This window comes from Acinetobacter amyesii (assembly GCF_023499985.1).
In the GTDB taxonomy this organism is placed as follows: Bacteria; Pseudomonadota; Gammaproteobacteria; order Pseudomonadales; family Moraxellaceae; genus Acinetobacter; species Acinetobacter amyesii.
Map to the genome: position 1 here is coordinate 411,647 of NZ_JAMCOU010000013.1, position 21,317 is coordinate 432,963.

The window sequence follows — 21,317 nt, forward strand, 5'->3', positions numbered from 1 at the left end:
GTGTACCCTATTTTATTTGACAATATTAATTGTCAGTAGAGTTTACTTGATTTTTTAAATTAAGTTCAGTCAAAGTGGCTTTTTCCTGTAACTTCATCAGTCTTTTTTGTTCACGACGCATTTTAAAAAAATCACTTAATTGTTGGGAGCATTGCTCTTGTAGGCAACCATGCTCAAACTCAAAGATATGATTATAGTAGCCTGAATTTAATAATTGACGCGAACTGACCAAAGAACCTGCTTTAGGTTCAGTCGTCGCAAATACCACTCGTTTTATTCTTGAATGTACCAAAGCGCCCACACACATTGTGCATGGTTCCAAAGTTACATATAAGGTTGCATCGTCAGGTAACCGGTAATTATCGATATTTAAACAAGCTTGACGCAAAGCTTGTACTTCCGCATGTGCGGTGGGATCTTTCAGAGAAATCGGCGCATTAAACCCTGCACCTATGACTTGATTTTGACTCACAATGACTGCGCCTACAGGAATTTCTTGCAATTCGGCAGCTTGTGCAGCCTGCTCAAAAGCAAGCTGCATCCAATGTTCATCACTATATAAGTTTGGTTCAGACATCAATTAATTAAATTACACCATACTGTCTTAACAGCGCATTCCAACTGTCAATATTGGTTACAGGAGGCTCATCAGCCAGAATTCCTTTGAGGGAAAGATCTGTACCTTTTTTCCATTCTGGAGATAAGTCTTTATCGACTAGACGGGCGCGCACACCTTCCACAAAGTCTGCATGACGAATTTTCCAATCCGAAATTTGGGTTTCCAGTTCAAACACTTCATTCCAAGAATGCACTTGCTTGCCCCACTGCCACAATAACCATGTTAATGCTGCTGTTGCAGGTGAACCTTTTTGTAGATTTTCACTGGCTTGACGTAGCCAATCACTGCGTGCATCGCTTAAACCAATAATTGATTCATAGTCATGTTCAAAATTATGCCCACGGCACACACTTTGAATCACATCTAACGAGTTTTGTAATGGCCCCGGCCCCACAGGACGATGCATACTATTTAAAGTGTCATCAATGGCACGAAAATCGCCTGCTGGATAATGATCCCAATCAATATTGATGACAGTTTCAAGTACGTTATCACGCTGTGCATCACAAATATGCGTTGCCCAACCGATACCATAAGCACCTGCTGCGGTCATAATAGAGCCAGTTAACCCAGTAAACAACCCAATGGCACCACGGTCAGCAAGGAAACGCGTCGCACCCACATCTGGATACAAACCGATATTAATTTCAGGCATTGCTAGACGTGAATAAGGTGTTACCAAACGGAAAGGTGCGGCCATAAATAGACCTAGGCCACCACCCATCACATAACCTTCGCCCCAAACCAAAATCGGCTTTGCATAGTTATGCAGCAGCAAATCTAGGGCATATTCTTGTTCAAAGAATTTATTCGCCGTTTCAACTTCATCATTGACCACCAATTGTCGCAATTTGCGTACATCGCCACCTGCACAAAATGCTTTTGGCGTAGTGGAATCTAACCAAATCGCCTTTACAGCATCATCGTGTTGAAAGTCCTGAAAGACTTCAAGCAACGCTGTACAGATTGATTCATCTAATGCATGAAGCGATTTTGGGCGATTCAAGCGAACAATGCGCCAGCCCTTTTTCGCTTCTTCAACAATCAGATCTGGGTGATAATTTTTTGAAACGGGAGAATAAGTCATGCGTCCAGCTGCCAGTCTATTGGCTCAATGCCATTTTGTTTAAGATAATTATTACTTTTTGAAAACACCTTACAACCAAAAAATCCACCGCGGTTTGCAGCCAAAGGAGATGGATGCGCGGCTTTTAGCACTAAGTGCTTATTTTGGTCAATGCGTTGTCCCTTACGCTGTGCATATGCCCCCCATAAAATAAAGACGATATGCTCACGTTGTTCATTTAAAACATCAATCACATGGTCTGTAAAATCTTCCCATCCACGTTTTTGATGTGAAGTTGGTTGCCCAGCCTCAACAGTCAGTACCGCATTTAACAGCAAGACACCTTGTTCTGCCCAGCGTGTTAAGTCCCCATGTTTTGACACAGGAACCCCGAGGTCAGCATTTAACTCATGGAAGATATTACGTAAAGAAGGTGGTAATGCAACCCCCTTTTGTACCGAAAAGCTTAAACCATGTGCCTGATTTGGCCCATGATACGGGTCTTGGCCTAAAATCACCACCTTTACATTTGCCATAGGCGTCGTGTTTAGGGCATTAAAGATCAGCGGATTCGGTGGATAAATCACTTTATCCTGTTTGATTTGTTGTAGCAGAAAGTCTTTTAACTCATCCATGCGGGGGCTAAGCAAAAACTCACTTAGGGCATATTTCCAGCTAGGCTCAAGCTGCACTTTAGCGAGTTTTGCTTGTTGCTCTTCTGTTAAAGACATCACTGTTAACCAATCCTAATAAAACCAAATATTTACTTAAATTCTAACTTGTAAATCAACTGCAGGGTTTAAAAATTTTTGACCCTGTTTTAATTTTTCATACATCTGAGTATCGTTCCATTCCGACTGAACCTGTTCGGAGAAGACGATTTGATCTAACTGCAACAACCCCATTTGTGCGTTGTTGATATCTTCTAAGAAGCTTTGCGCATAGCCTGTGTCTGTCTCATGCACAATCACAGAATACACCTCAACATCACCCTCACCATTTTGAGTTTCTGTTGATTTTAGAACTTGTTGTGCTAAGTAAAAGAAGATTCGTGAAAACTGTTCTGCTGAGGGCGATACGGGTAGTTCAACCCAACGTGCACTGAACTGTTTGCAGGCACGAATGTACTCAGCATCATCGTGTTGCCAAAAACAAATCGCGTGATCAAAACTGTCAAATAAGTCTTTAATTACCCCTTTGAGCAAACCGAAATCGTAAACCATTTGCCCATGGTCAAGTTTCGACGCTTTAAGTAATAGTTCGACTTTATAACTGTGTCCATGAATGGAACGTTTGCAACGGTCTGACGTGCAATTACGCACGATATGCGCGTTTTCAAACTTAAATAACTTACGAATTAACATATGTCGTAATGCAATCAAATAATCTATGGGTTCTCAGAGATTATAATGCAAAAGTCTAACAAGAGGCATTAATTTTGCTATTCAGCACAATTGGGAAAAGGCATCATGAAAATTTAGCGACCTTTAAGACCTAAAATGGTGCCATACTGCGAAAAGCCACATATACATCTTTATCTTTTCGCACTAACTCACTGGTAAATTGACGCTTTCTTTCATTTAAAATAATTTCAATTTGCGCTTTAAAATAGTTCGACTGCACACCCAATTGTGAATTTAAAACTTCCCTATTTTCTGTGCTCACCTGTGCAAATGGCTCCATTGCCCATAAATCATTGATATTTTCGAAATGTTCAAATTTGGCAGCTTTTTGTTGCAAAGCTTGCTCAACTGCATTGACATCTAAACGATCATCCATAGTCGCTAACAAAAATGCAGGAGCGGTATTAATGTTTACCGTTGTTTCATGCGAGGGCAAGCTACTCACATAGGGCGCAATCAGTTTATATTGAGCACCTTCAAAACCACGGACTGATTTCAGTTCTTCCACACTATGAAATTTTGCATTTGGCGGTATTGCCGCATTATTTAAACCACGATAGTACGCCAGCTCTGCTCCCATCGGGCCAGAGGTCTCATCATTTTCATCTTGCCAATCAATCACGGCTTGACTTAATTCTGCGGGTAAACCAACACGCTGCAATATTTTTTCAAACCATAGCTTTGCTTTGTCATTTACCACACCCTCTTCTGAAACCAAACTATTGAGGTTAAATTTTCCAGATTCGTCTTGCAGCACACCTGCAACAGTTCCACCTTCCACTGGAAAGGCGGGCATAGGCTGAGCCCAATTTTCTTGGAGGTGATCCACCTGCCCTGCATTTTCGGCATCATTTACTAAAAGTTCAGCAAAAAATGCTTCGGCACTTTTCGCATATAACAACGACTGATTTTGGCGCATCACATAAGCGGTATTTTCAGAAGTATGGGCTTGTTGTTTTGCGATGCCTGCTGCAACTATGGTTGCCAAAGCTACCATCATCAGGATAGTTAACAAAGCGATGCCACGTTGCTGTTTCATACGCAACTCCGAACTTCAAATGACTCTACTACCTGACCGCTAACCATTCTTATTTTTATCCAATAAAAAATCAGTATTTAACAAACTGAATAACCATTCGTAGTTTGTCCCATCAACTGTGAGCTGCATCCTGATACCCCGCGGTAACAGTTGAATGGTTTTTTCATTATTCAAATCAGCGGCAGCATCTGGCCAATTCTCGAACTCATTTGGATTGAGTACCGTGATTTTATATTGTTCAACATTATCCAGTAAAACACTCGAATCTGGCTGATCATGCCCCGTTTGGTTGAGATTTTTAAATTTTAGCCGATACAATTTTTTTTCATCAGCTTTGTATTGATATTCCACTCGCTCGTCAGGTGCAATGCCCTGATTTAATGGATCAGTGACACCTGTCTTACTGAAATTAAATCGGCCATTTTGCAATACTAACGCTGGTTGAATATCTCCATTAATATTGGCAGTTAACGGCACAACTTGTACAGTGTCTCTGAGTATTTGCTGATGGGCATCTTGCAACTGACTGAGCCTTACTTCATGGGTTGCGTTTCGCTCTTTCACTTTCGAGACATAATCAAAGACCTTCCAGCCCAAAGCAGACAGCACTGCGAAAATAGCAATCGCAACCAAAAGCTCAACTAAGGTAAATCCTGCTCGATTCCTCATTCCTTGCTGCACAAGCACAGGCATATCTTGAGATGTACGTTTTTTTCTAGTTATTATTTTCATCCAACGGAGCCTTATAGTTAAAGAACACCAAACTGCTAATCCCTGCTTCAACATCGCCTGTTTCAGCATTCATAAAACTCACTTGGATATCAATACGTTGTACATTTGGACTAATGGTGGCTTGGGCTTTTTTGTCAATTTGCCATTGTTCGCCTTGTTCAGTGACTTGTTTAGATGCAGTACCTGTCATCCATTCACGATTGATTTCCATCTTAGCGATTTCATTCAACGCGACGAATTGTGCTTTATTTCTTAAAATTGCGTGTGCTGTCGACTGTGTATATTGCATCGCAACATTAGACAAAGCCATTGCCGCCGTCGCAAAAATCGCCAATGCCACCATGACTTCAAGTAGCGTAAACCCTTTAGCCCGCATTGACTTTCCCTAAATGATCAATTTCGATTTCATTACCAATGGGACGTTCTTCAAAATAAAACTGTATACGCACAGGCTTTACCTCACCATTGCCCAACCATATCAACTTGGGTGCATTGGTATTTAACAAATCATCATTATTGGCATTTTCATACTGCTGATCTAAAGGCTGAATTGTAAAAGAGACATTTTCAGGTAATACTCGGGTTTCAAAATCTTTATAGTTTTGCCATTTATTATTTTGATTTAAAATACTATTTTCTACACGTTTTTGTTCTGGTAAATATTCTTGTACCGCATAGCTTTGCGTGTTGACATCCGTTCCAGCTTTTTGCTGTAAAGCCAATATCAAAGCTTGATCATTTGCATCACGTAAAATTCGTTTCAGATCCATCACAAACACTTCGCGTGCTTGCATGGCTTTGCGTTGATCTGTCCCACCGATATTCAAAAGCACCAATGAGGCCATGATGCCCATAATTACAATCACCACCATCAATTCTACGAGGGTGAAGCCACGAACCAATGATGGTGATGCACTTTTCATAAGCAGCCTTTAAGCGAATTGAGCAACCGCATGCACTTGTTTTGGTAAGGCCAAGGCTTGATCAATATACGCAACCCGCAAGGTGTCTCTTGAACCCAAATAACGCTGATAAAAACTAGAGTTCAAAATTGCTGCAGCGCCATGTGTAAGTGACCAAATTGAAGCAAGATAATCACGTACTGGCATGCTACTTTGAATCGACTCCAAATAATGCTCAGTCATACGAATGATCAATCGTAGGCGTTGTTTGCGCACTTGATAAAGTTCACTAAACAAGTGTTGAATACCCACACCCGTTGTCGATAAACGCTCTTCAATTTGATGAAACAACACTGTACGTTCTGGGTGATGTAAGTGATGCAACATAAAGAAAGCAAGGTGTTCAGGAAAAGCTTTATCGGTGTCTTTAATCATTTCCAATAACATGCGTTCATTACGAATAATGAGCAACATATATAGTTCATCTTTACTTTGAAAATGTTTATATAACGTCCCTTTTGCCAAGTCGAGTTCTGCCGCTAGCGCATCTAGTGTCATCCCTGCTTCGCCATTTTCCAGTAGCAGCTGCTCTGCCACTTGGAAAATTAATGCCTCTCTTGCTCTAAACTGAGCTTGACGATCCATCTTCACCCTATACTCTCTTACTCTTATATCAATTCAAATTATTTACTTAAGATTGAGGAGATTTTCAAAGTTTTGCATTGTAATGAAAGCCATCTCTTCAATTGACTTATCATATACATCACTTAAGGCTTTGGCTACATAAGGAACGTATTTTGGTTCATTAGACTTTCCTCTATAGGGCATCGGTGCAAGGTATGGGCTATCTGTTTCAATCAGCACGCGATCCAGTGGTACTTGCTTAGCCACATCACGTAAATCTTGCGCATTTTTAAAAGAAACAATGCCTGAAAATGACACGTAATAACCACAATCTAAGACCGCTTTTGCTGTTTCCCAATCTTCAGTAAAACAATGCAAAATCCCGTGAGTGGATTTCTCTGCACGGATAATATCCACCGTATCATGCTTTGCAGAACGGGTATGAACAACCACTGGTTTTTTTACAGCTTGTGATGCGTGAATATGGCGGGCAAAGCATTCTTTTTGCTCTGCAATAAAGTCTGTACTATGAAAATAGTCCAGCCCTGTTTCACCAATCGCCCAAACCTTTTCAGGTTGTGCTAATTCAATGAGATATTCTTCTGTTGCCCGAGCCATCGTTGCAGGATCTTCACATGGGTGTACCCCAACGGAATAACCTACATCGGCATGACGTGCAGCAATTTTTGAAAGTTCAATATGGTCATCTAGATCAACCGAGATACTCATAAATTTTGAGACCCCGGCTTGACGAGCCTGATCCAATGCAAGATCTAAATTACCCTCATAAGGGCTTAAGTCGAGCATGGTTAAATGGCAATGGGTATCTACAAACACAATATGTACCTACAAGTCTTCACTGTTGTAACTACATAGTGTAACTTCTACGCCCCTCAGATTTAAGCCCTGCAAGTAAACGTTCTGCTTCTGTTTTGAAATAAACACCTTTTTCGCCGCTTAATTGAATTCCAAAGCCTTGTGGTTTAATGCCATTTTGCTTTTGCGAAATCCAAATCACTTTTCCTGTCAAAGGAATTTTTATACTTTGTTCAGGCAAAGTCGCCAATAAGAAAACCTCATCACCCATTTTCACAGCTTGCTTTGATGGTACAAATAAACCGCCACCAACGACATAAGGCATGTAGCTCGCAAAAAGTGTTTCCACATCTGGAATATTAGCGTGAACGATCCCGCCCATACGTGGTTGCATGATGTTTCCCCTTAATTAAACATTCATCAGTTTGATGCAAAGCTCATCTACGACCAGATTCCCCTGTACGTTCTGCTCAATGAACCGCTTAGACTGCTGTAATTCTGTATAAATCCCAAAGAGTGTTTCGAGCGAATATTGCTCTGCCAACACCCCAAAATCCAAATCTATATTTTTTATGGATTGATTTAGCTTGACACAAATTATATCGGACAACAAGTATTCAAACATTTGACTAAAATCACTAAAACTCAGTGCTTTATTCCACTTGGTCGCAATTGCCATCGGCATGTTTTTTTGTGTCACAAGTTTTTGCCAATCTTGTAGAAACTCTTGGCGCATATTTAGCCATTCACTACTTGCCAATGAAATTGCTTGTAATGGCATTTGACTGGCTAAGTTCATGAGAACTTTGCGCTGAGTTTCACCACTATCGGGCAAATGCTGCTGTAAATATTGCTGTGATTGTTCGGGTTCAATACGATCCAATGCATAGTGCTGCATTCGACTGCGAATGGTTGCCGGCAATTTCAAATAATGCTCTGCCAACAACATAATCACAATGCGTTCGCCAGGCTCTTCCAATGTCTTCAGCAAAGCATTCGATGACGCAATGTTTAATGCTTCAGCGGGCTCAATCAACACAACTCGCCAACCGTCTACGGTTTGTTGTACAAAGGGCAATAAATCACGAATTTTTTCGATTTTAATTTTGGCATTTTGCTTCTTATTATCTTCATCTGTACTGATGTGGACAAAATTTGGATGTGTATCTGACTTTAACCACTGGCAACTCCCACACTCACCACATGGCTCAGTCCGCTCATCACGTTTTTGACACAGCACCCATGCAAGAAATTGTTTTGCAAATGCCTCTTTACCACAGCCTTTTTTGCCATACAAAAGCACGCCATGTCCCAGTTGTGGAAAACGGCTGGTTAATGTATTCCATGTATTTTGCTGCCAAGGGTACACTTGCGCCACAATGTCATTTTGCATAAATCGTTTAACCTTATTCGAAGTTTGAAACATCCATTTGGTTCAAACGATCAAGGTCAGCTTGAGTGTCTACGCCCGGTGGTAGGTTCGCTTCTGCCACAGCAATGGCAATACGGTGACCATTTTCCAAAACACGTAATTGTTCAAGGCTTTCTAATTTTTCGAGTACACCCATATCCCAAGTGACATATTCTTGAAGGAGTTTTACGCGGTATGCATAAAGTCCTAAATGACGAAAAGCTTGATCATGCAAGGTTTTTTCAGCTTGCTTTGCACCGTCTCGGTCATAAGGAATAGTCGCACGACTGAAATACAGCGCTTGATTGTGCTTTGACATCACCACTTTGACAATGCTGTCACGTTGAAATTCTTCTAGACTATGAATCGGCTCGCAGAGTGTCGACATTGAACATTTCGGCTGATCAACGAGTAATTGTGCAACTTGTTTTACCAATTGAGCGGGAAGCAAAGGTTCATCACCTTGCACATTGACAATAATATCATCACTCGCCCAACCTTTGATGCGCGCAACTTCACTTAAACGATCTGTCCCAGATGGATGCTCTGTAGAGGTCAATACCACATCAACTCCTTCCGCACGACATACTGCTGCAATACGCTCATCATCTGTAGCGACACAAAGGTCATCGAATCCTGCAACTTTTTTGGCTTGATCAACCACACGTAAAATCATCGGACGGCCGTGAATTTCAAGCAATGGCTTACCCGGTAAACGTGAACTTGAAAAACGTGCAGGAATAACAATATGTTTCATAAATTAAATGCCTTCGGGAAGTTTCAGACCCAGTTGTTTCAACTGCGCATGCAAAGTTTCATAACACGCAGGTGACAACACTGCATCTACAGGAACAACCCATATTTCTCTTTTAAAATCTGGATTATTTTTGAGGATCGCTAAAATTTTCACTGCATCTTTTTCAGTGGTAATGATGGGATTGGCATCTTCAAACTGCAAATCACTCAGTTCATATTCATAATGATCTGGGAATTCATGACATTGAAATTGATGAATCCCCATGTTTTCAAGGGTTTTATAAAATCGTTGCGGAAAGCCGATACCGACCACAGCATAAAAATCTTTATTTGCATCAAATGTCGTCACAAGATCTTTATTGAGCAAATAAGGCTGCGCCGCTTCTAGGTGCATATTCAGTGGAGAACTTGGATCTGCTGAATGTTCAATGACCGTCCCAGTATCAAGGCGCTTTTTCGGTTCACGCAAATAACCTTCGGGTAATAATTTTTCATTGCCTAAACCACGGTTATTATCCAGTACGATCCACTCCAACTGACGTTGAAGCGCCCAATGCTGTAAACCATCATCGCAGATAATCAAATCCAATTCATGCTTAGAGAGCAGCAACTCAATACTCTGCTGGCGATTTGGACCGACCGCCATTGGCACACCTGTAGACTGAACGATTAAGCTCGGTTCATCACCCACGATTTCAGCCGTCGAGTCCAAATCCACATAGGCCGGAAATGGTCCTTGACCACCATAGCCACGACTGATCACACCAACACGCAGCTTTAAGCTATTTAAATAACTGACCAAGTGAATGAGCAATGGGGTTTTACCACTTCCACCCACTGTGATGTTTCCAATGACCATGACTGGAATAGGCGCTTTATAACTTTGCTTAATACCTGATTGATAGAGTTTTTTATTAAGTAAAAATCCACCACGATAAAGCCATGACAAAGGTCTAAACACAACGAGCCACTTTGCCTGTTCATTCCAAGCATCCTGAATCAATTGTGCAAAAGACATGTCTTAATTTTCCTCAAAATTACGCTGATGAAGTTGGTAATATGCACCACGTTGTGCCATCAATTCTGTATGCGAACCTTGTTCAATAATACGCCCTTTATCCATCACTACAATACAGTCTGCATTTTCAATGGTCGATAAACGATGCGCAATCACGATCGTGGTACGATCTTGCATCGCAGCGTCAAATGCTTGCTGGATAAAAAATTCAGATTCGTTATCTAGCGCACTGGTCGCTTCATCTAAAATTAAGATCGGTGCATTTTTCAAAATGGCACGTGCAATCGCAATCCGTTGACGTTGACCACCTGATAGATTTAAACCTTGGGCACCCAATGGTGTGTCATAACCTTGCGGTAAATCCATAATAAAATCATGTGCAAATGCAGCTTTAGCAGCAGCAATGACTTGTTCATCTGTTGCATGCTCGAGCTGTCCATAAGCAATATTTTCACGCACAGTACGGTTAAACAAAACCACTTGCTGATTGACCATCGAAATCTGAGTACGCAAGCTATTGAGTTCTATGTCGTGAATATCATGCTGATCAAGCAACAACTGTCCAGAAGACACCTCTTGGTAACGCACCAACAGATTGACCAATGAAGTTTTACCTGCACCCGAACGCCCAACCAATGCAACGGTTTGCCCTGCATTAACTTTTAAATTGAAGTCATGAATCGCATGGTGACCATCAGCATAGATCAAATTGACATTTTTAAATTCGACATCACCTTTCAAAGCAGGCTTCAGCGTGCCGTTATTCACTTCTTCAGGCATATCTAGCAATTCAAAAACTGAATAAGCTGCTGCCATGCCTCGTTGTAGTTTTTCATTGACATCCGTCAAGGTTTTAATTGGCTTACTCAGCATACCTGCGGCAGTAATATAGGCAACAAACTCACCTGCTGTTGTATCTTGTAAAATCTCTGGGCGTAGCGCGATATACATCACGATACTGAGCGCGATCGACATGATAAGCTGAACAATCGGGCTATTGAGTTGCTGCACCACAACCATTTTTAAGCCGCGGCGTAAGTTCTCCATCGAGCTTTCATAAAAACGTTTTTGTTCATAATCTTGCCCTGCAAAGCCCTTCACCACTAGGTTGCCTTGCACTGTCTCTTGCACCACATGGTTAACATCACCCATGGTACTTTGTACTTGCATGGATAATTTACGCATGCGCTTGGACGCTTTACGGATGATCAGACCAATAATTGGGCCAAAAATCAAAATACACAGGGTTAAACGCCAATTGGTATAGAGCAAATAACCCAATAATGCGATGGTAATCAGACCCTGTTGTACAATCGTTTTCAGTGACTCAGACGATGCCGCCGTCAACTGTTCAACGTTATACATAATTTTTGCAGTGATATGACCGCTCGAATTATCTAAATAATATTGCGAAGGCAAACGCATGAGTTTTGCGAACACTTGCTGACGAATATTAAAAATTAAGTTTCGAGAAATCACTGCGGTAAAATATCCCCCCATGAACAAACCGAGTCCACGGAAGAACATCAATAAAACCACCAAGAGTGGAAATAAGGTTGTAAAGCTTTGATCTTTGTTTTGAATGGCTTCAATAATGCGTTCCAATAATTTTGCGACAGAAACTTCTGTCGCAGCATTAATACCGAAACCAAGCAAAACCAGCAGGCCGATTCCCCAAAAAGGTTTTAAATAACTTAATAGGCGTAAATAGACCTTAAAATCGTGCTTCACTAATAACCTCGAGTTGGAACTTTGGTACTGATGTTGATATTCACAAATCCAAGTTGACCTGCAACATCCATCACCCGAATCACATCCTGATGTGTTGCTTTTGCATCTGCTGCAATCACAAACATTAAATCACGACGATCATTGGCTGTCTGTTTAATTGCAGTATTCAAATCAGAGACTTCTTTACTCGCCAATGACTGACCATTGACAGAATAATGTCCTGTTGAATCCACCACAACTTCAATCTTTTGATCATAGTTTTTAGGTGGAACACCCTGTGCATCTGGCAAAGTCAGGTTCATTCGACTCATCTGGTTAAAGGTGGTCGAGAGCAACAAGAACACCAAAATGAACATCAAACAGTCAATCATCGGTGTGAGGTTGATATGAATATCTTCAACCTGACGACGTTTAAATTTCATGCGCAGTCTCCACTCAGCTGGCTTTCTGAATGTCCTGACTTTCTACTTCAGGTGTTTTTTTATAAAACAAAGCGGCATGAAATAACGTCGACTGCTGTTCTAACTCAGCCACATATTCCTGAACCAAACGTTGGAAATAGCGATGTGCAAATAATGCAGGTACAGCAATTAACATACCGGCAGCAGTGGTAATCAAGGCTTTAGAAATACCCGGCATCATCAACACTGGATCACTATTGGTGCCTATATCAATCATTAAGAATGCTTCAATAATACCGATCACCGTACCCAACAAACCTAGTAAAGGTGCAACAGCGCTTAAAGTGCCCAAAAAGTTGATATTTTTTTCTAAATAACCAATTTCTTGTGACGCTGTGACTTCCATTTGCGCAAGTGCATATTGCTCGTTTTGATCTTTACTAGCGTAACCTGCGCCCAATACACGACCCAATGTACTTTGTTGTAAAGTTGGACTTTGCTTTAGCTGCTGCACCACATCTTTCACCGATGTGTTTACATTCATCATCAAGTCTTTTGGTAACACCATTGATTTCTTTAAACGAATAAAGCGCTCAATGGTAATGGCTACCGTAAAGATCGAACAAATGACGAGCGGGATCATTAACCACCCGCCCGCTTTGACTAATTCCCACATTTGATTTTCCCCAATAAATCGAATTTAAAAATTATTCAGCTAGACAAATATTTAAAATACCATCTAGCTCTTCAAGAGTATGGTAGCTAATCACCAGCTTGCCTTTCCCTTGTTTATTATGATCAATTTTCACGTCTGCACTGAAACGATCAGAGAGACGTTGTGTCAGTTGTTGAATGTCTGATGAAACAATTGGTTTAGCTTTTTGTTGTTTTGGTGCATTCAAATCACGAACAAATTGTTCGGTTTGACGTACAGACATACTTTTTTCAATCACCATTTCAGCAACTTTAAGCTGATCTTTGGCTTTTAACGTCAAGATCGCACGTGCATGCCCCATATCGAGCAAACCTTGCTGCATAAAGTCTTTGACTTGATCCGCTAAAGACAAGAGGCGTAGCAAGTTACTAATCGTGGTACGTGCTTTACCGACCGTGTCAGCAATCTCTTGATGACTTAAACCGAACTCGTCATGGAAGCGTTGCAAAGCCATGGCTTGATCGATTGGGTTCAAATCTTGACGTTGAATGTTTTCAATCAATGCCAAAGCAATGGCAACTTGGTCACTCAACTCACGAACAATGGCTGGAACTTCGGTTAAACCCGCAAGCTGAGCCGCACGCCAACGACGCTCACCTGCAATAATTTCGTAGGGATGCTTTTCATCTTCGACAGGACGAATCACGATTGGTTGCATGACACCATGCTTTTCAATCGATGCAGCAAGTTCTTGTAAATCTTGTTCTTTAATGAAACGACGCGGTTGATACTCACCACGTTTCAATAAATGCACATCAATTTGTTTTAACTGTCCATGATCTAAAGCTTTTGCTTCGAGCTGTAGTTTTTCTTTTTGGATTGAGCCGAGTAAGGCATCCAGACCACGACCTTTAGCCAGTCCGCGTTTTTTTACGGTCATGCTTTAGTTCCTTTTTTTACTTTGGTTTTTTTTAACATCTCAGCTGCCAAGTTCAAATAAGCAACTGCACCCTTCGAGCTTTTTTCAAAATAAATCACTGGTAAACCGTGCGCAGGCGCTTCAGCCAAACGAATATTACGCGGAATGACCGTGTCATAAAGTTTCTGACCGAAGTATTGTTCAAGCTCAGCAGACACATCACGTGTTAAGGCATTACGCGCATCGTACATGGTACGAAGCACACCCACGATCTCTAGATCAGGGTTTAAAGCTTGCTGAATACGGTCAATGGTTTGGGTTAGGTCAGCCAAACCTTCTAGGGCATAATATTCACACTGCATTGGAATAAGCACAGCACGTACCGCTGCAAGTGCATTGACAGTGATCAAACTTAAACTTGGTGCACAATCGACAATAATATAGTCGAAGTCTTTTTCGACGCTTGCCAATGCTTCACGTAAAATAAACTCACGACCGTCTTGATCTGCAATTGCAAGCTCAACGCCAGCTAAGTCACGGTTTGCACCTAAAACTTTATAGCCCACTTCTGCTTTATAAATAGCGGTTTCAATTGGCACTTCACCAAGTAAGACATCCGTGACTGAATACAACAAATCATTTTTTTGAATGCCCGAACCCATCGTGGCATTGCCTTGTGAATCCATGTCCACAAGTAAAACTCGTTTTTTTAATATGGCTAAAGATGCAGCCAAGTTCACAGCAGTTGTGGTTTTACCTACGCCACCCTTTTGGTTTGCAATCGCAATAATTTGAGCCATGGTAACCCCAGTCCTTTGAAAATTTTAAATACGTTTAAGAAAAATTAAATGACGCTGCTCATCAAGTCGTGGAACTTTTAATGCAACGATATCAATCTTGAAATCACTTTTCAGTGTTTCAACTTCTTCTTCAGGAATTAAGCCTTTCATCGACGCGATAATACTTTGCGCATGCATATACGGTTTAGACGCATCCACAAAATCCGTTAACGATGCAAAAGCACGACTGGTAATCACATCAAACTGCCCCAGTTCATTAATGCTGTCTTCATTTTCGACACGTGTTTGTACCGCAATGACATTTTTTAGTTTTAAGTCAGCAATAAATTGTTTTAAGAATCGAATTTTTTTACCGTTGGCATCTAAAAGCACACATTCACGTTCAGGCTGACACAGTGCAATGATCATGCCCGGCATGCCACCACCCGTACCGATATCCAATAAACGACCTGCAGGCAAATCATTTAGGATACTTAAGCTATCCAATAAATGCTTAACCAACATTTCTTTAGGATCACGAATAGCAGTCAAGTTATACGCTTTGTTCCACAGCACTAGGGCATCTTGGTATTTCAGCAATAGATTTAATGCTTCTTCACTCAAATCTAAGCCAAGCTTTTGACTACCTTGCTTTAAGTCTTGAAAAAAAGGATGCATAAAGAAGACATCTCAATAAAAATTAACTGAAGTATACCGATTTCTAAGCCGTGGAACAGTAGCTAACGCTTAGCGAATATGCACTTAATCGTACATGCCTTGGCGAATCTGTAGATCTAGATCACTTAAACGCTCAGGTGTGCCAACATCAACCCACGCAGTTTGCATTTTCTCTGCAGAAATTTTTCCATCCAACATAGCTTGTTTCAATAAAGGTGCGAGCGGACGCTTGCCAGCTTCCAATCCATTAAACATGTTTGGATGTATAACTGCGATTCCGCTATAGGTGAGTGCCTCGCCTGCATGTTCTTGCTCAAAGGTATAACTACGCCCAGCATCCAAGATAAAATCACCCTTTGGATGTTGCGCTGGGTTAGTCACATAGACCAAGTGTGCCAAGTCATCTTTTAGCTCAATATTGAGCAAGGCTGAAAAATCGTAGGTCGTCCAAACGTCACCATTCACCAAAATAAACGGTTCTGTCCCAAGCAAAGGTAAAGCATTAATAATGCCACCAGCTGTTTCCAGACCTTCCGCTTCACGTGTCCAGCGAATATTAACACCAAACTGCGAACCATCACCCAAAGTACCAATCAGGATATCTGCAAGCCATGCAGAATTGATGATAATTTCAGTTACGCCAATTTTTTTTAGCTTTTCTATATGCCAAACAATCAGTGGTTTCCCACCCACTTCAAGCAAAGGCTTTGGCTTATACAATGTTAAAGGGCGCATCCGATTTCCGAGACCCGCAGCTAAAATCATGGCTTTCATTATGCAACAACCTCATAAGTGCCGTATTTGGCTTCAAATTTCGGCAATACTTTATCCTGAATAAATTGCATAAAAGGTTGTAATTCTGCATATGGTTTACTTTCTTCAAGTAAATACCACATCACACGAGGCAAATCTTTGAGATAACCTGACTTACCATCACGCTCAAATAAGCGCACAAAAATACCTAAAATTTTGATATGGCGTTGAATCGCCATCAGGTCAGCGTCTTGTTTGAATTGCTCAAAGTTACGACCTTCTTTAGCCGATGCAGGTAGCAAATCATAGAACGTCTTAAACCATGCATAAACACGATCTGCATTCCACTGCACATAAGCATCACGTGTAATAGAAATCAAATCATAAGTATCTGCGCCAATCACAGCATCTTGGAAGTCAATCACACCCTGATCTTGCTCACCATCAAGTACCATCAAATTACGGCTATGAAAATCACGATGCACAATCACTTGAGGCTGAGCCAATGCAGCATTGGCTAAGATAGCAAAGGTACGTTTAATCAGTGCCGATTCTTCTTCAGTAGGCTGCACTTGTAGAGATGGCAATAACCAATCGGTTAACAGCTCCATTTCAGAAATCAGCTTTTCATAGGTATATGCAGGAAAATGAGCAGTTCCATCAATTGACTGCAATTGAATCAACTGTTTAAAACTTTGAGCATAATGTGCGTCTACGGTTTGATCATTCAACAACGTAGACAATAAAACATCACCAAAATCTTCTAACAATAAGAAGCCTTGATCGAGGTCTTTGGCCACGATATGTGGTACACGCACGCCATGTGCATCAAAAAATTCATCAATCGACACAAAAGGACCACAATCTTCTTTTTCTGGTGGTGCATCCATGAGCATAAATGTTTTATTATTCAATTTGATTCGTGCATAACGACGGAAGCTTGCATCGCCTGCTAAGAAGTTAATTTCAAATTGATCTGAACCGAGTACAGATGAAATCCATGTTTGTATCAATTGTTCACGTTGTGTATTCATTTGCGATAAATTCTAATACAGGCTGAGTTTTTAAAGTGCTAAGTGTAGCTACTTATCAACTTTTTCTCTATGATGCGACAATAATTAATTGCGATTAAGCATACCTGGTTAATGAGACAAATGAAGCATCAGTTTAAATTTAATCCTTTAGCGACTGCGATCTTAACCCTTCTATGTGGTAGCTCGTTACCAAGCTATGCAGCACCTGTTTCAAACCCGTCCACGGATGACGATACAGAACAACTCAAACAAAGCATTTCAGAAGCTTATCCGGGGCAGCAGTTCTTCGAACAATATTATGTCGATAAATCTGCACCTGAAGCACAGATTCGCAACACCAATCAATTAAGTTCTGCGTTTTGTACAGGCACCTGGATTACCCCAGTTGCTCCAACAACAAAAGCGGTCGCACCTGAAGACGCAACCTCTACCATTACCGCAGACTATGGTCATTTTGACCCGAATGGCGACTCCATTCTTGAAGGTAATGTTCTGATTGACCAAGAAGGTCGTCAAATTCGTGCCGATCAAATCAAAATTGATAAAACCCAAACCTATGCCAATGCTTCTGGCCGCGTGCAAATGGCACAGTCTGGGCTGATTTCGCAAAGTGATTCGATTGATTACAATTTAAAAACCCAACAGGGTGATTTAAATAACAGTTTCTTTATTGCTGAACAGCAGCATGCACACGGTCGCGCTGAGAAAATTTCACGTACTTCAACCGAAACACTCGAATTAGAAAATGCGGTTTATACCACTTGTCCACCTGATGAAAAACCAACGTGGAAAATTCAAGCAGACAAAATTAAGCTGAATCAAGAAACTGGTCGTGGTGAAACCAAAGGTACAACATTATATGTAAAAAACGTACCTGTGATGGCTGTGCCCTATTTCAACTTCCCGATTGATGACCGTCGTACCACAGGTATTTTGACCCCAAGCTTTGGTTTTACCAATGATGGTGGTGTTGAACTTGCCGTTCCCGTCTATCTCAACCTTGCACCAAACTATGATGCAACGGTCACACCACGTTATATTGCAGACCGTGGCGCAATGATGGAAGGTGAATTCCGTTATTTGACCAAAAACTTTGGTTCAGGGATGGTGTGGGGTGGTTATTTACCATCCGACCAAAAGTATGATGATCAGGATCGTAAAGACTTACATTTCCTACATAACTGGAAAATTAACGATCAATTTACAACCAATTTAGAATACAATTATGCATCTGATAAAGACTATTTCTCAGATCTCAATAATAATCCAAACTCAAAAACTGACCTGAACTTACGCCGTGCATGGGAACTCAATTATAAAAATGGTATCCCTGGCCTAAAAGCACAGCTTAAAGTGGAAGACTTCCAAACACTAGATAAAACTGTCAGTGATGAAGACCGTCCATATGCGCGCTTGCCGCAATTCCTACTGAACTACAAGACTGGTAATCCGCTCGGCTTACAGTACGAATTTAACAATGATACGGCTTACTTCAAAAAGAACTTACGTAGTAATAATATTCCAAGCAATACTGGCGATTCGCCAATGTATGAGCCAAGTGGTGCACGTATTTATAACGACTTTAGTGTGCGTTATAACTATCGTAACCCATGGTCTTTTGTAATCCCAGAAGTGTCTATTCGTAACGTCAACACGATTTACGATCAAGATACCGTTAATGCACAAAACATTAGTTCATCAAATGAAAGTAAATCGGTCGTTGTACCGCAATTTACTTTAGATGCAGGTCTTGTGATGGAGCGCGAAGGTCGTTATCTTCAAACCTTAACGCCACGCTTCTTCTATGCGTATTCTCCATACAAAAACCAAGACACTAATCCGAACTTTGACTCAACCACAGCGTCAATTAATTATGACCAATTGTTTAGTCCGCGTCGGTTCTATGGTAATGACCGTTTAGAAGACAACAACTTCGCATCTCTAGGCTTGAGCTATAGTTTATTTGATGATGTTGGTCTTGAGCGTTTAAAAGCCAGCGTTGGTCAAAGTTTCTATTTTGAAGACCGCCGCGTCACGCTAAACAACGTCTCTGATAAATTTGATACCGAACGCCATACCGGCCCTGTCGTGAGCATTTCTAGCCAGCTATCTGACAGCATCAGTGTGAATGCCAATTCAGCATGGATGGCGAATGGTGATAATGCTCAGCGCGATATTCAAATGTATTACACAGGAAATAAAGGCAATTTATACAATGTCGGTTATTTCTATCGTAAAGACATTCCTAATCGCCAAGACAGCTATGACCAAGCAGTAGCATCGTTTATTCAACCTATACACAATAACTGGCGTATTATTGGTCATGCACAATATGACCTCGACAACAGTATTGCGCGTGAATATTTACTGGGTGTGAACTACGAGTCATGCTGCTGGGGTGTTTCAGTTTATGGTCGTTCGTACTATAACGATTTAGATGATGTAACATCTTCAGATGTTAAACCAAAACGTGCCATTATGGCGGAGTTCACTCTAAAAGGTTTAGGTGGCTTCAACAATAAATTAACCTCTTTGCTTGAAAACCGAGTGTTGGGTTTTAACAATATTAATCAATCTTGGACAGAACGTTAATGAAGACAAAACAGTTAAAACAAATTTTTAAAGCGTCAGCCTTGGCACTTTGCCTATCGACTTCTGTATCTGTATTTGCTGCTGCGCAACCTAAAGATGAAATTGTAGCTGTCGTTGACAATAGCGTGATTTTACGTAGTGATCTTGATCAAAGCATTGCCGAGATCACTCATCAATTTCAAGCAAAAAAACAAACCGTCCCACCGACTGAATATTTGCAGCAACAAGCTTTAGAACAGCTGATTTCGCGCCAAGCACAGCTTGAACAGGTTAAACGATACAATGTCAAAGCGGATGAAAAATCGCTCAATGAAGCCGTACTTAAAGTTGCAAAAGACGCAGGCTCCCCAAGCCTAGAAGCGTTTCAGCAAAAATTAGATGCTGTTGCGCCAAATACCTATGCAGGTTTACGTGCACGCATCGCTGAAGACATCGCTTTACAACGTCTACGCCAACAGTTGGTCACTTCTCGCATTCAAATCAGTGACCAAGATGTGAAAAACTTCTTAAGCTCACCACAAGGTCAAGCTGCGTTAGGTAATCAAGTTCATGTCTTACATGTACGTGTAGCTAGCAGTGATAATGCCGTTAAAATCGCGGAAGACATTCGTAAAGAACTTGCAGCAAGCAACGATGTAAAAGCGATTACTAGCAAATACAGTACCAAAGATATTAAAGTTGACGGTGCCGATATGGGCTTCCGCAACTTATCTGATATTCCAGATGAACTTGCTGCACGTGTAGCTCCTTTGCAAGTTGGTCAAACCACTGAACTAATTTCAGTACGTGATGGCGTTCATGTTTTAAAATTGGTCGACCGTAAAAGTGGCGAACAAAAAGCCATTGTTCCTCAATACCAAACTCGCCATATCCTGATTCAACCATCTGAGGTCGTGAGTCCTGAAAATGCCAAGCAAATGATCGACAACTTGTATAATCGCCTGCAAAAGGGTGAAGATTTTGCGGTCTTGGCTTCAACGTTCTCGAATGACACTGGTTCTGCTGCCAATGGTGGTAGTTTAGGTTGGGTTAGCCCAGGTGTTATGGTTCCAGAATTTGAAGCAATGATGAAATCAACAGCGAAAGGTGAAATCAGCAAGCCTTTTCAGTCACAGTTTGGTTGGCACATCCTTCAAGTGACCGATACACGTCAACAAGATATGACACATGAAGTACAAGAACGTATGGCCCGTCAGATTTTAGGTGAGCGTCAATTTGACACTGAACTGGACAGCTGGTTACGTGAAATTCGCAACAATGCTTATGTTGAAATTAAAGATCCTACTCTAGATCGTAAAAAGAAATAAGTGAATAAATAAAAAAACCAGCTTCAGCTGGTTTTTTTATGTCGATTCTTATCATCATTCAGCACTTTAGTAATTATTACAT

The 21,317-nt window shown here is 41.1% G+C and carries 24 protein-coding genes; 2 read left to right on the top strand and 22 right to left on the bottom strand.

The features are described from left to right. Window positions 1–25: 25 nt before the first annotated feature. From tadA to M5F03_RS03630, 22 genes are all read right to left on the bottom strand, one after another. Complete coding sequence (tadA, locus tag M5F03_RS03525; RefSeq protein ID WP_078188939.1) at window positions 26–577, bottom strand: tRNA adenosine(34) deaminase TadA; 552 nt, start codon at window positions 575–577, stop codon at window positions 26–28. A gap of 7 nt (window positions 578–584) precedes the next feature. Beyond that, window positions 585–1,706 carry an enoyl-CoA hydratase/isomerase family protein gene (locus tag M5F03_RS03530; protein ID WP_078188941.1) on the bottom strand — a complete coding sequence of 374 codons (1,122 nt, stop codon included), beginning with the start codon at window positions 1,704–1,706 and terminating at the stop codon, window positions 585–587. Further along, on the bottom strand, window positions 1,703–2,416 hold the full coding sequence (ung, locus tag M5F03_RS03535; protein ID WP_111885056.1) for a uracil-DNA glycosylase: 714 nt from the start codon (window positions 2,414–2,416) through the stop codon (window positions 1,703–1,705). The genes M5F03_RS03530 and ung overlap by 4 nt, the downstream gene beginning before the upstream one ends. Window positions 2,417–2,452: 36 nt before the next feature. Beyond that, complete coding sequence (locus M5F03_RS03540) at window positions 2,453–3,049, bottom strand: 6-pyruvoyl trahydropterin synthase family protein (protein WP_249706657.1); 597 nt, start codon at window positions 3,047–3,049, stop codon at window positions 2,453–2,455. A 130-nt stretch (window positions 3,050–3,179) separates the two neighbouring features. Continuing rightward, window positions 3,180–4,127, bottom strand: a complete 948-nt coding sequence (gspK, locus tag M5F03_RS03545) for a type II secretion system minor pseudopilin GspK (RefSeq protein ID WP_249706659.1) — start codon at window positions 4,125–4,127, stop codon at window positions 3,180–3,182. A 39-nt stretch (window positions 4,128–4,166) separates the two neighbouring features. After that, window positions 4,167–4,796, bottom strand: a complete 630-nt coding sequence (gene gspJ, locus M5F03_RS03550; RefSeq protein WP_249706821.1) for a type II secretion system minor pseudopilin GspJ — start codon at window positions 4,794–4,796, stop codon at window positions 4,167–4,169. Between the two features lie 46 nt (window positions 4,797–4,842). Beyond that, entirely contained in the window at window positions 4,843–5,235 is a 393-nt protein-coding gene (gspI, locus tag M5F03_RS03555; protein WP_249706663.1) for a type II secretion system minor pseudopilin GspI, read from the bottom strand. Continuing rightward, window positions 5,225–5,782: a type II secretion system protein gene (locus M5F03_RS03560; RefSeq protein WP_180084220.1), complete on the bottom strand. Its 558-nt coding sequence runs from the start codon at window positions 5,780–5,782 to the stop codon at window positions 5,225–5,227. The genes gspI and M5F03_RS03560 overlap by 11 nt, the downstream gene beginning before the upstream one ends. Window positions 5,783–5,791: 9 nt before the next feature. Further along, window positions 5,792–6,406: a TetR/AcrR family transcriptional regulator gene (locus tag M5F03_RS03565; RefSeq protein WP_078193665.1), complete on the bottom strand. Its 615-nt coding sequence runs from the start codon at window positions 6,404–6,406 to the stop codon at window positions 5,792–5,794. Window positions 6,407–6,448: 42 nt separating this feature from the next. Further along, window positions 6,449–7,222 (bottom strand): TatD family hydrolase, encoded by a 774-nt coding sequence (locus M5F03_RS03570; RefSeq protein ID WP_111885060.1) that lies wholly within the window; start codon window positions 7,220–7,222, stop codon window positions 6,449–6,451. A 31-nt stretch (window positions 7,223–7,253) separates the two neighbouring features. After that, window positions 7,254–7,595, bottom strand: coding sequence for a PilZ domain-containing protein (locus M5F03_RS03575; protein WP_111885061.1), 342 nt, complete (start codon window positions 7,593–7,595; stop codon window positions 7,254–7,256). 15 nt (window positions 7,596–7,610) lie between these two features. Next, window positions 7,611–8,594 carry a DNA polymerase III delta subunit-related protein gene (locus M5F03_RS03580; RefSeq protein WP_078193725.1) on the bottom strand — a complete coding sequence of 328 codons (984 nt, stop codon included), beginning with the start codon at window positions 8,592–8,594 and terminating at the stop codon, window positions 7,611–7,613. A gap of 13 nt (window positions 8,595–8,607) precedes the next feature. Beyond that, a complete protein-coding gene (kdsB, locus tag M5F03_RS03585) occupies window positions 8,608–9,369 on the bottom strand; it encodes a 3-deoxy-manno-octulosonate cytidylyltransferase (RefSeq protein WP_249706665.1) in 762 nt (253 codons plus the stop codon). Window positions 9,370–9,372: 3 nt separating this feature from the next. Next, on the bottom strand, window positions 9,373–10,386 hold the full coding sequence (gene lpxK / locus M5F03_RS03590; RefSeq protein WP_249706666.1) for a tetraacyldisaccharide 4'-kinase: 1,014 nt from the start codon (window positions 10,384–10,386) through the stop codon (window positions 9,373–9,375). A 3-nt stretch (window positions 10,387–10,389) separates the two neighbouring features. Next, window positions 10,390–12,117 (bottom strand): lipid A export permease/ATP-binding protein MsbA, encoded by a 1,728-nt coding sequence (gene msbA, locus M5F03_RS03595; RefSeq protein WP_180007340.1) that lies wholly within the window; start codon window positions 12,115–12,117, stop codon window positions 10,390–10,392. After that, a complete protein-coding gene (locus M5F03_RS03600; RefSeq protein WP_078193671.1) occupies window positions 12,117–12,539 on the bottom strand; it encodes an ExbD/TolR family protein in 423 nt (140 codons plus the stop codon). The genes msbA and M5F03_RS03600 overlap by 1 nt, the downstream gene beginning before the upstream one ends. 13 nt (window positions 12,540–12,552) lie before the next feature. Further along, on the bottom strand, window positions 12,553–13,194 hold the full coding sequence (locus M5F03_RS03605; protein ID WP_249706669.1) for a MotA/TolQ/ExbB proton channel family protein: 642 nt from the start codon (window positions 13,192–13,194) through the stop codon (window positions 12,553–12,555). Window positions 13,195–13,225: 31 nt separating this feature from the next. Continuing rightward, entirely contained in the window at window positions 13,226–14,113 is an 888-nt protein-coding gene (locus M5F03_RS03610) for a ParB/RepB/Spo0J family partition protein (protein ID WP_180084215.1), read from the bottom strand. Continuing rightward, window positions 14,110–14,892: a ParA family protein gene (locus M5F03_RS03615; protein ID WP_078188958.1), complete on the bottom strand. Its 783-nt coding sequence runs from the start codon at window positions 14,890–14,892 to the stop codon at window positions 14,110–14,112. The genes M5F03_RS03610 and M5F03_RS03615 overlap by 4 nt, the downstream gene beginning before the upstream one ends. Window positions 14,893–14,916: 24 nt before the next feature. Continuing rightward, window positions 14,917–15,549, bottom strand: coding sequence for a 16S rRNA (guanine(527)-N(7))-methyltransferase RsmG (rsmG, locus tag M5F03_RS03620; protein ID WP_180003083.1), 633 nt, complete (start codon window positions 15,547–15,549; stop codon window positions 14,917–14,919). A gap of 84 nt (window positions 15,550–15,633) precedes the next feature. Further along, the gene (gene murU, locus M5F03_RS03625; RefSeq protein ID WP_111885067.1) at window positions 15,634–16,323 is read right to left on the bottom strand and encodes an N-acetylmuramate alpha-1-phosphate uridylyltransferase MurU; all 690 of its coding nucleotides are present in this window, start codon (window positions 16,321–16,323) and stop codon (window positions 15,634–15,636) included. Continuing rightward, on the bottom strand, window positions 16,323–17,336 hold the full coding sequence (locus M5F03_RS03630; RefSeq protein ID WP_249706679.1) for an aminoglycoside phosphotransferase family protein: 1,014 nt from the start codon (window positions 17,334–17,336) through the stop codon (window positions 16,323–16,325). Before M5F03_RS03630 ends, murU begins: the two co-directional genes overlap by 1 nt. Before the next feature lie 120 nt (window positions 17,337–17,456). Here M5F03_RS03630 and M5F03_RS03635 point away from each other — a divergent pair, with 120 nt between their 5' ends. Next, window positions 17,457–19,928 carry an LPS-assembly protein LptD gene (locus M5F03_RS03635; protein WP_249706681.1) on the top strand — a complete coding sequence of 824 codons (2,472 nt, stop codon included), beginning with the start codon at window positions 17,457–17,459 and terminating at the stop codon, window positions 19,926–19,928. Further along, entirely contained in the window at window positions 19,928–21,235 is a 1,308-nt protein-coding gene (locus M5F03_RS03640; RefSeq protein WP_078193677.1) for a peptidylprolyl isomerase, read from the top strand. The genes M5F03_RS03635 and M5F03_RS03640 overlap by 1 nt, the downstream gene beginning before the upstream one ends. Window positions 21,236–21,317 lie beyond the last annotated feature (82 nt).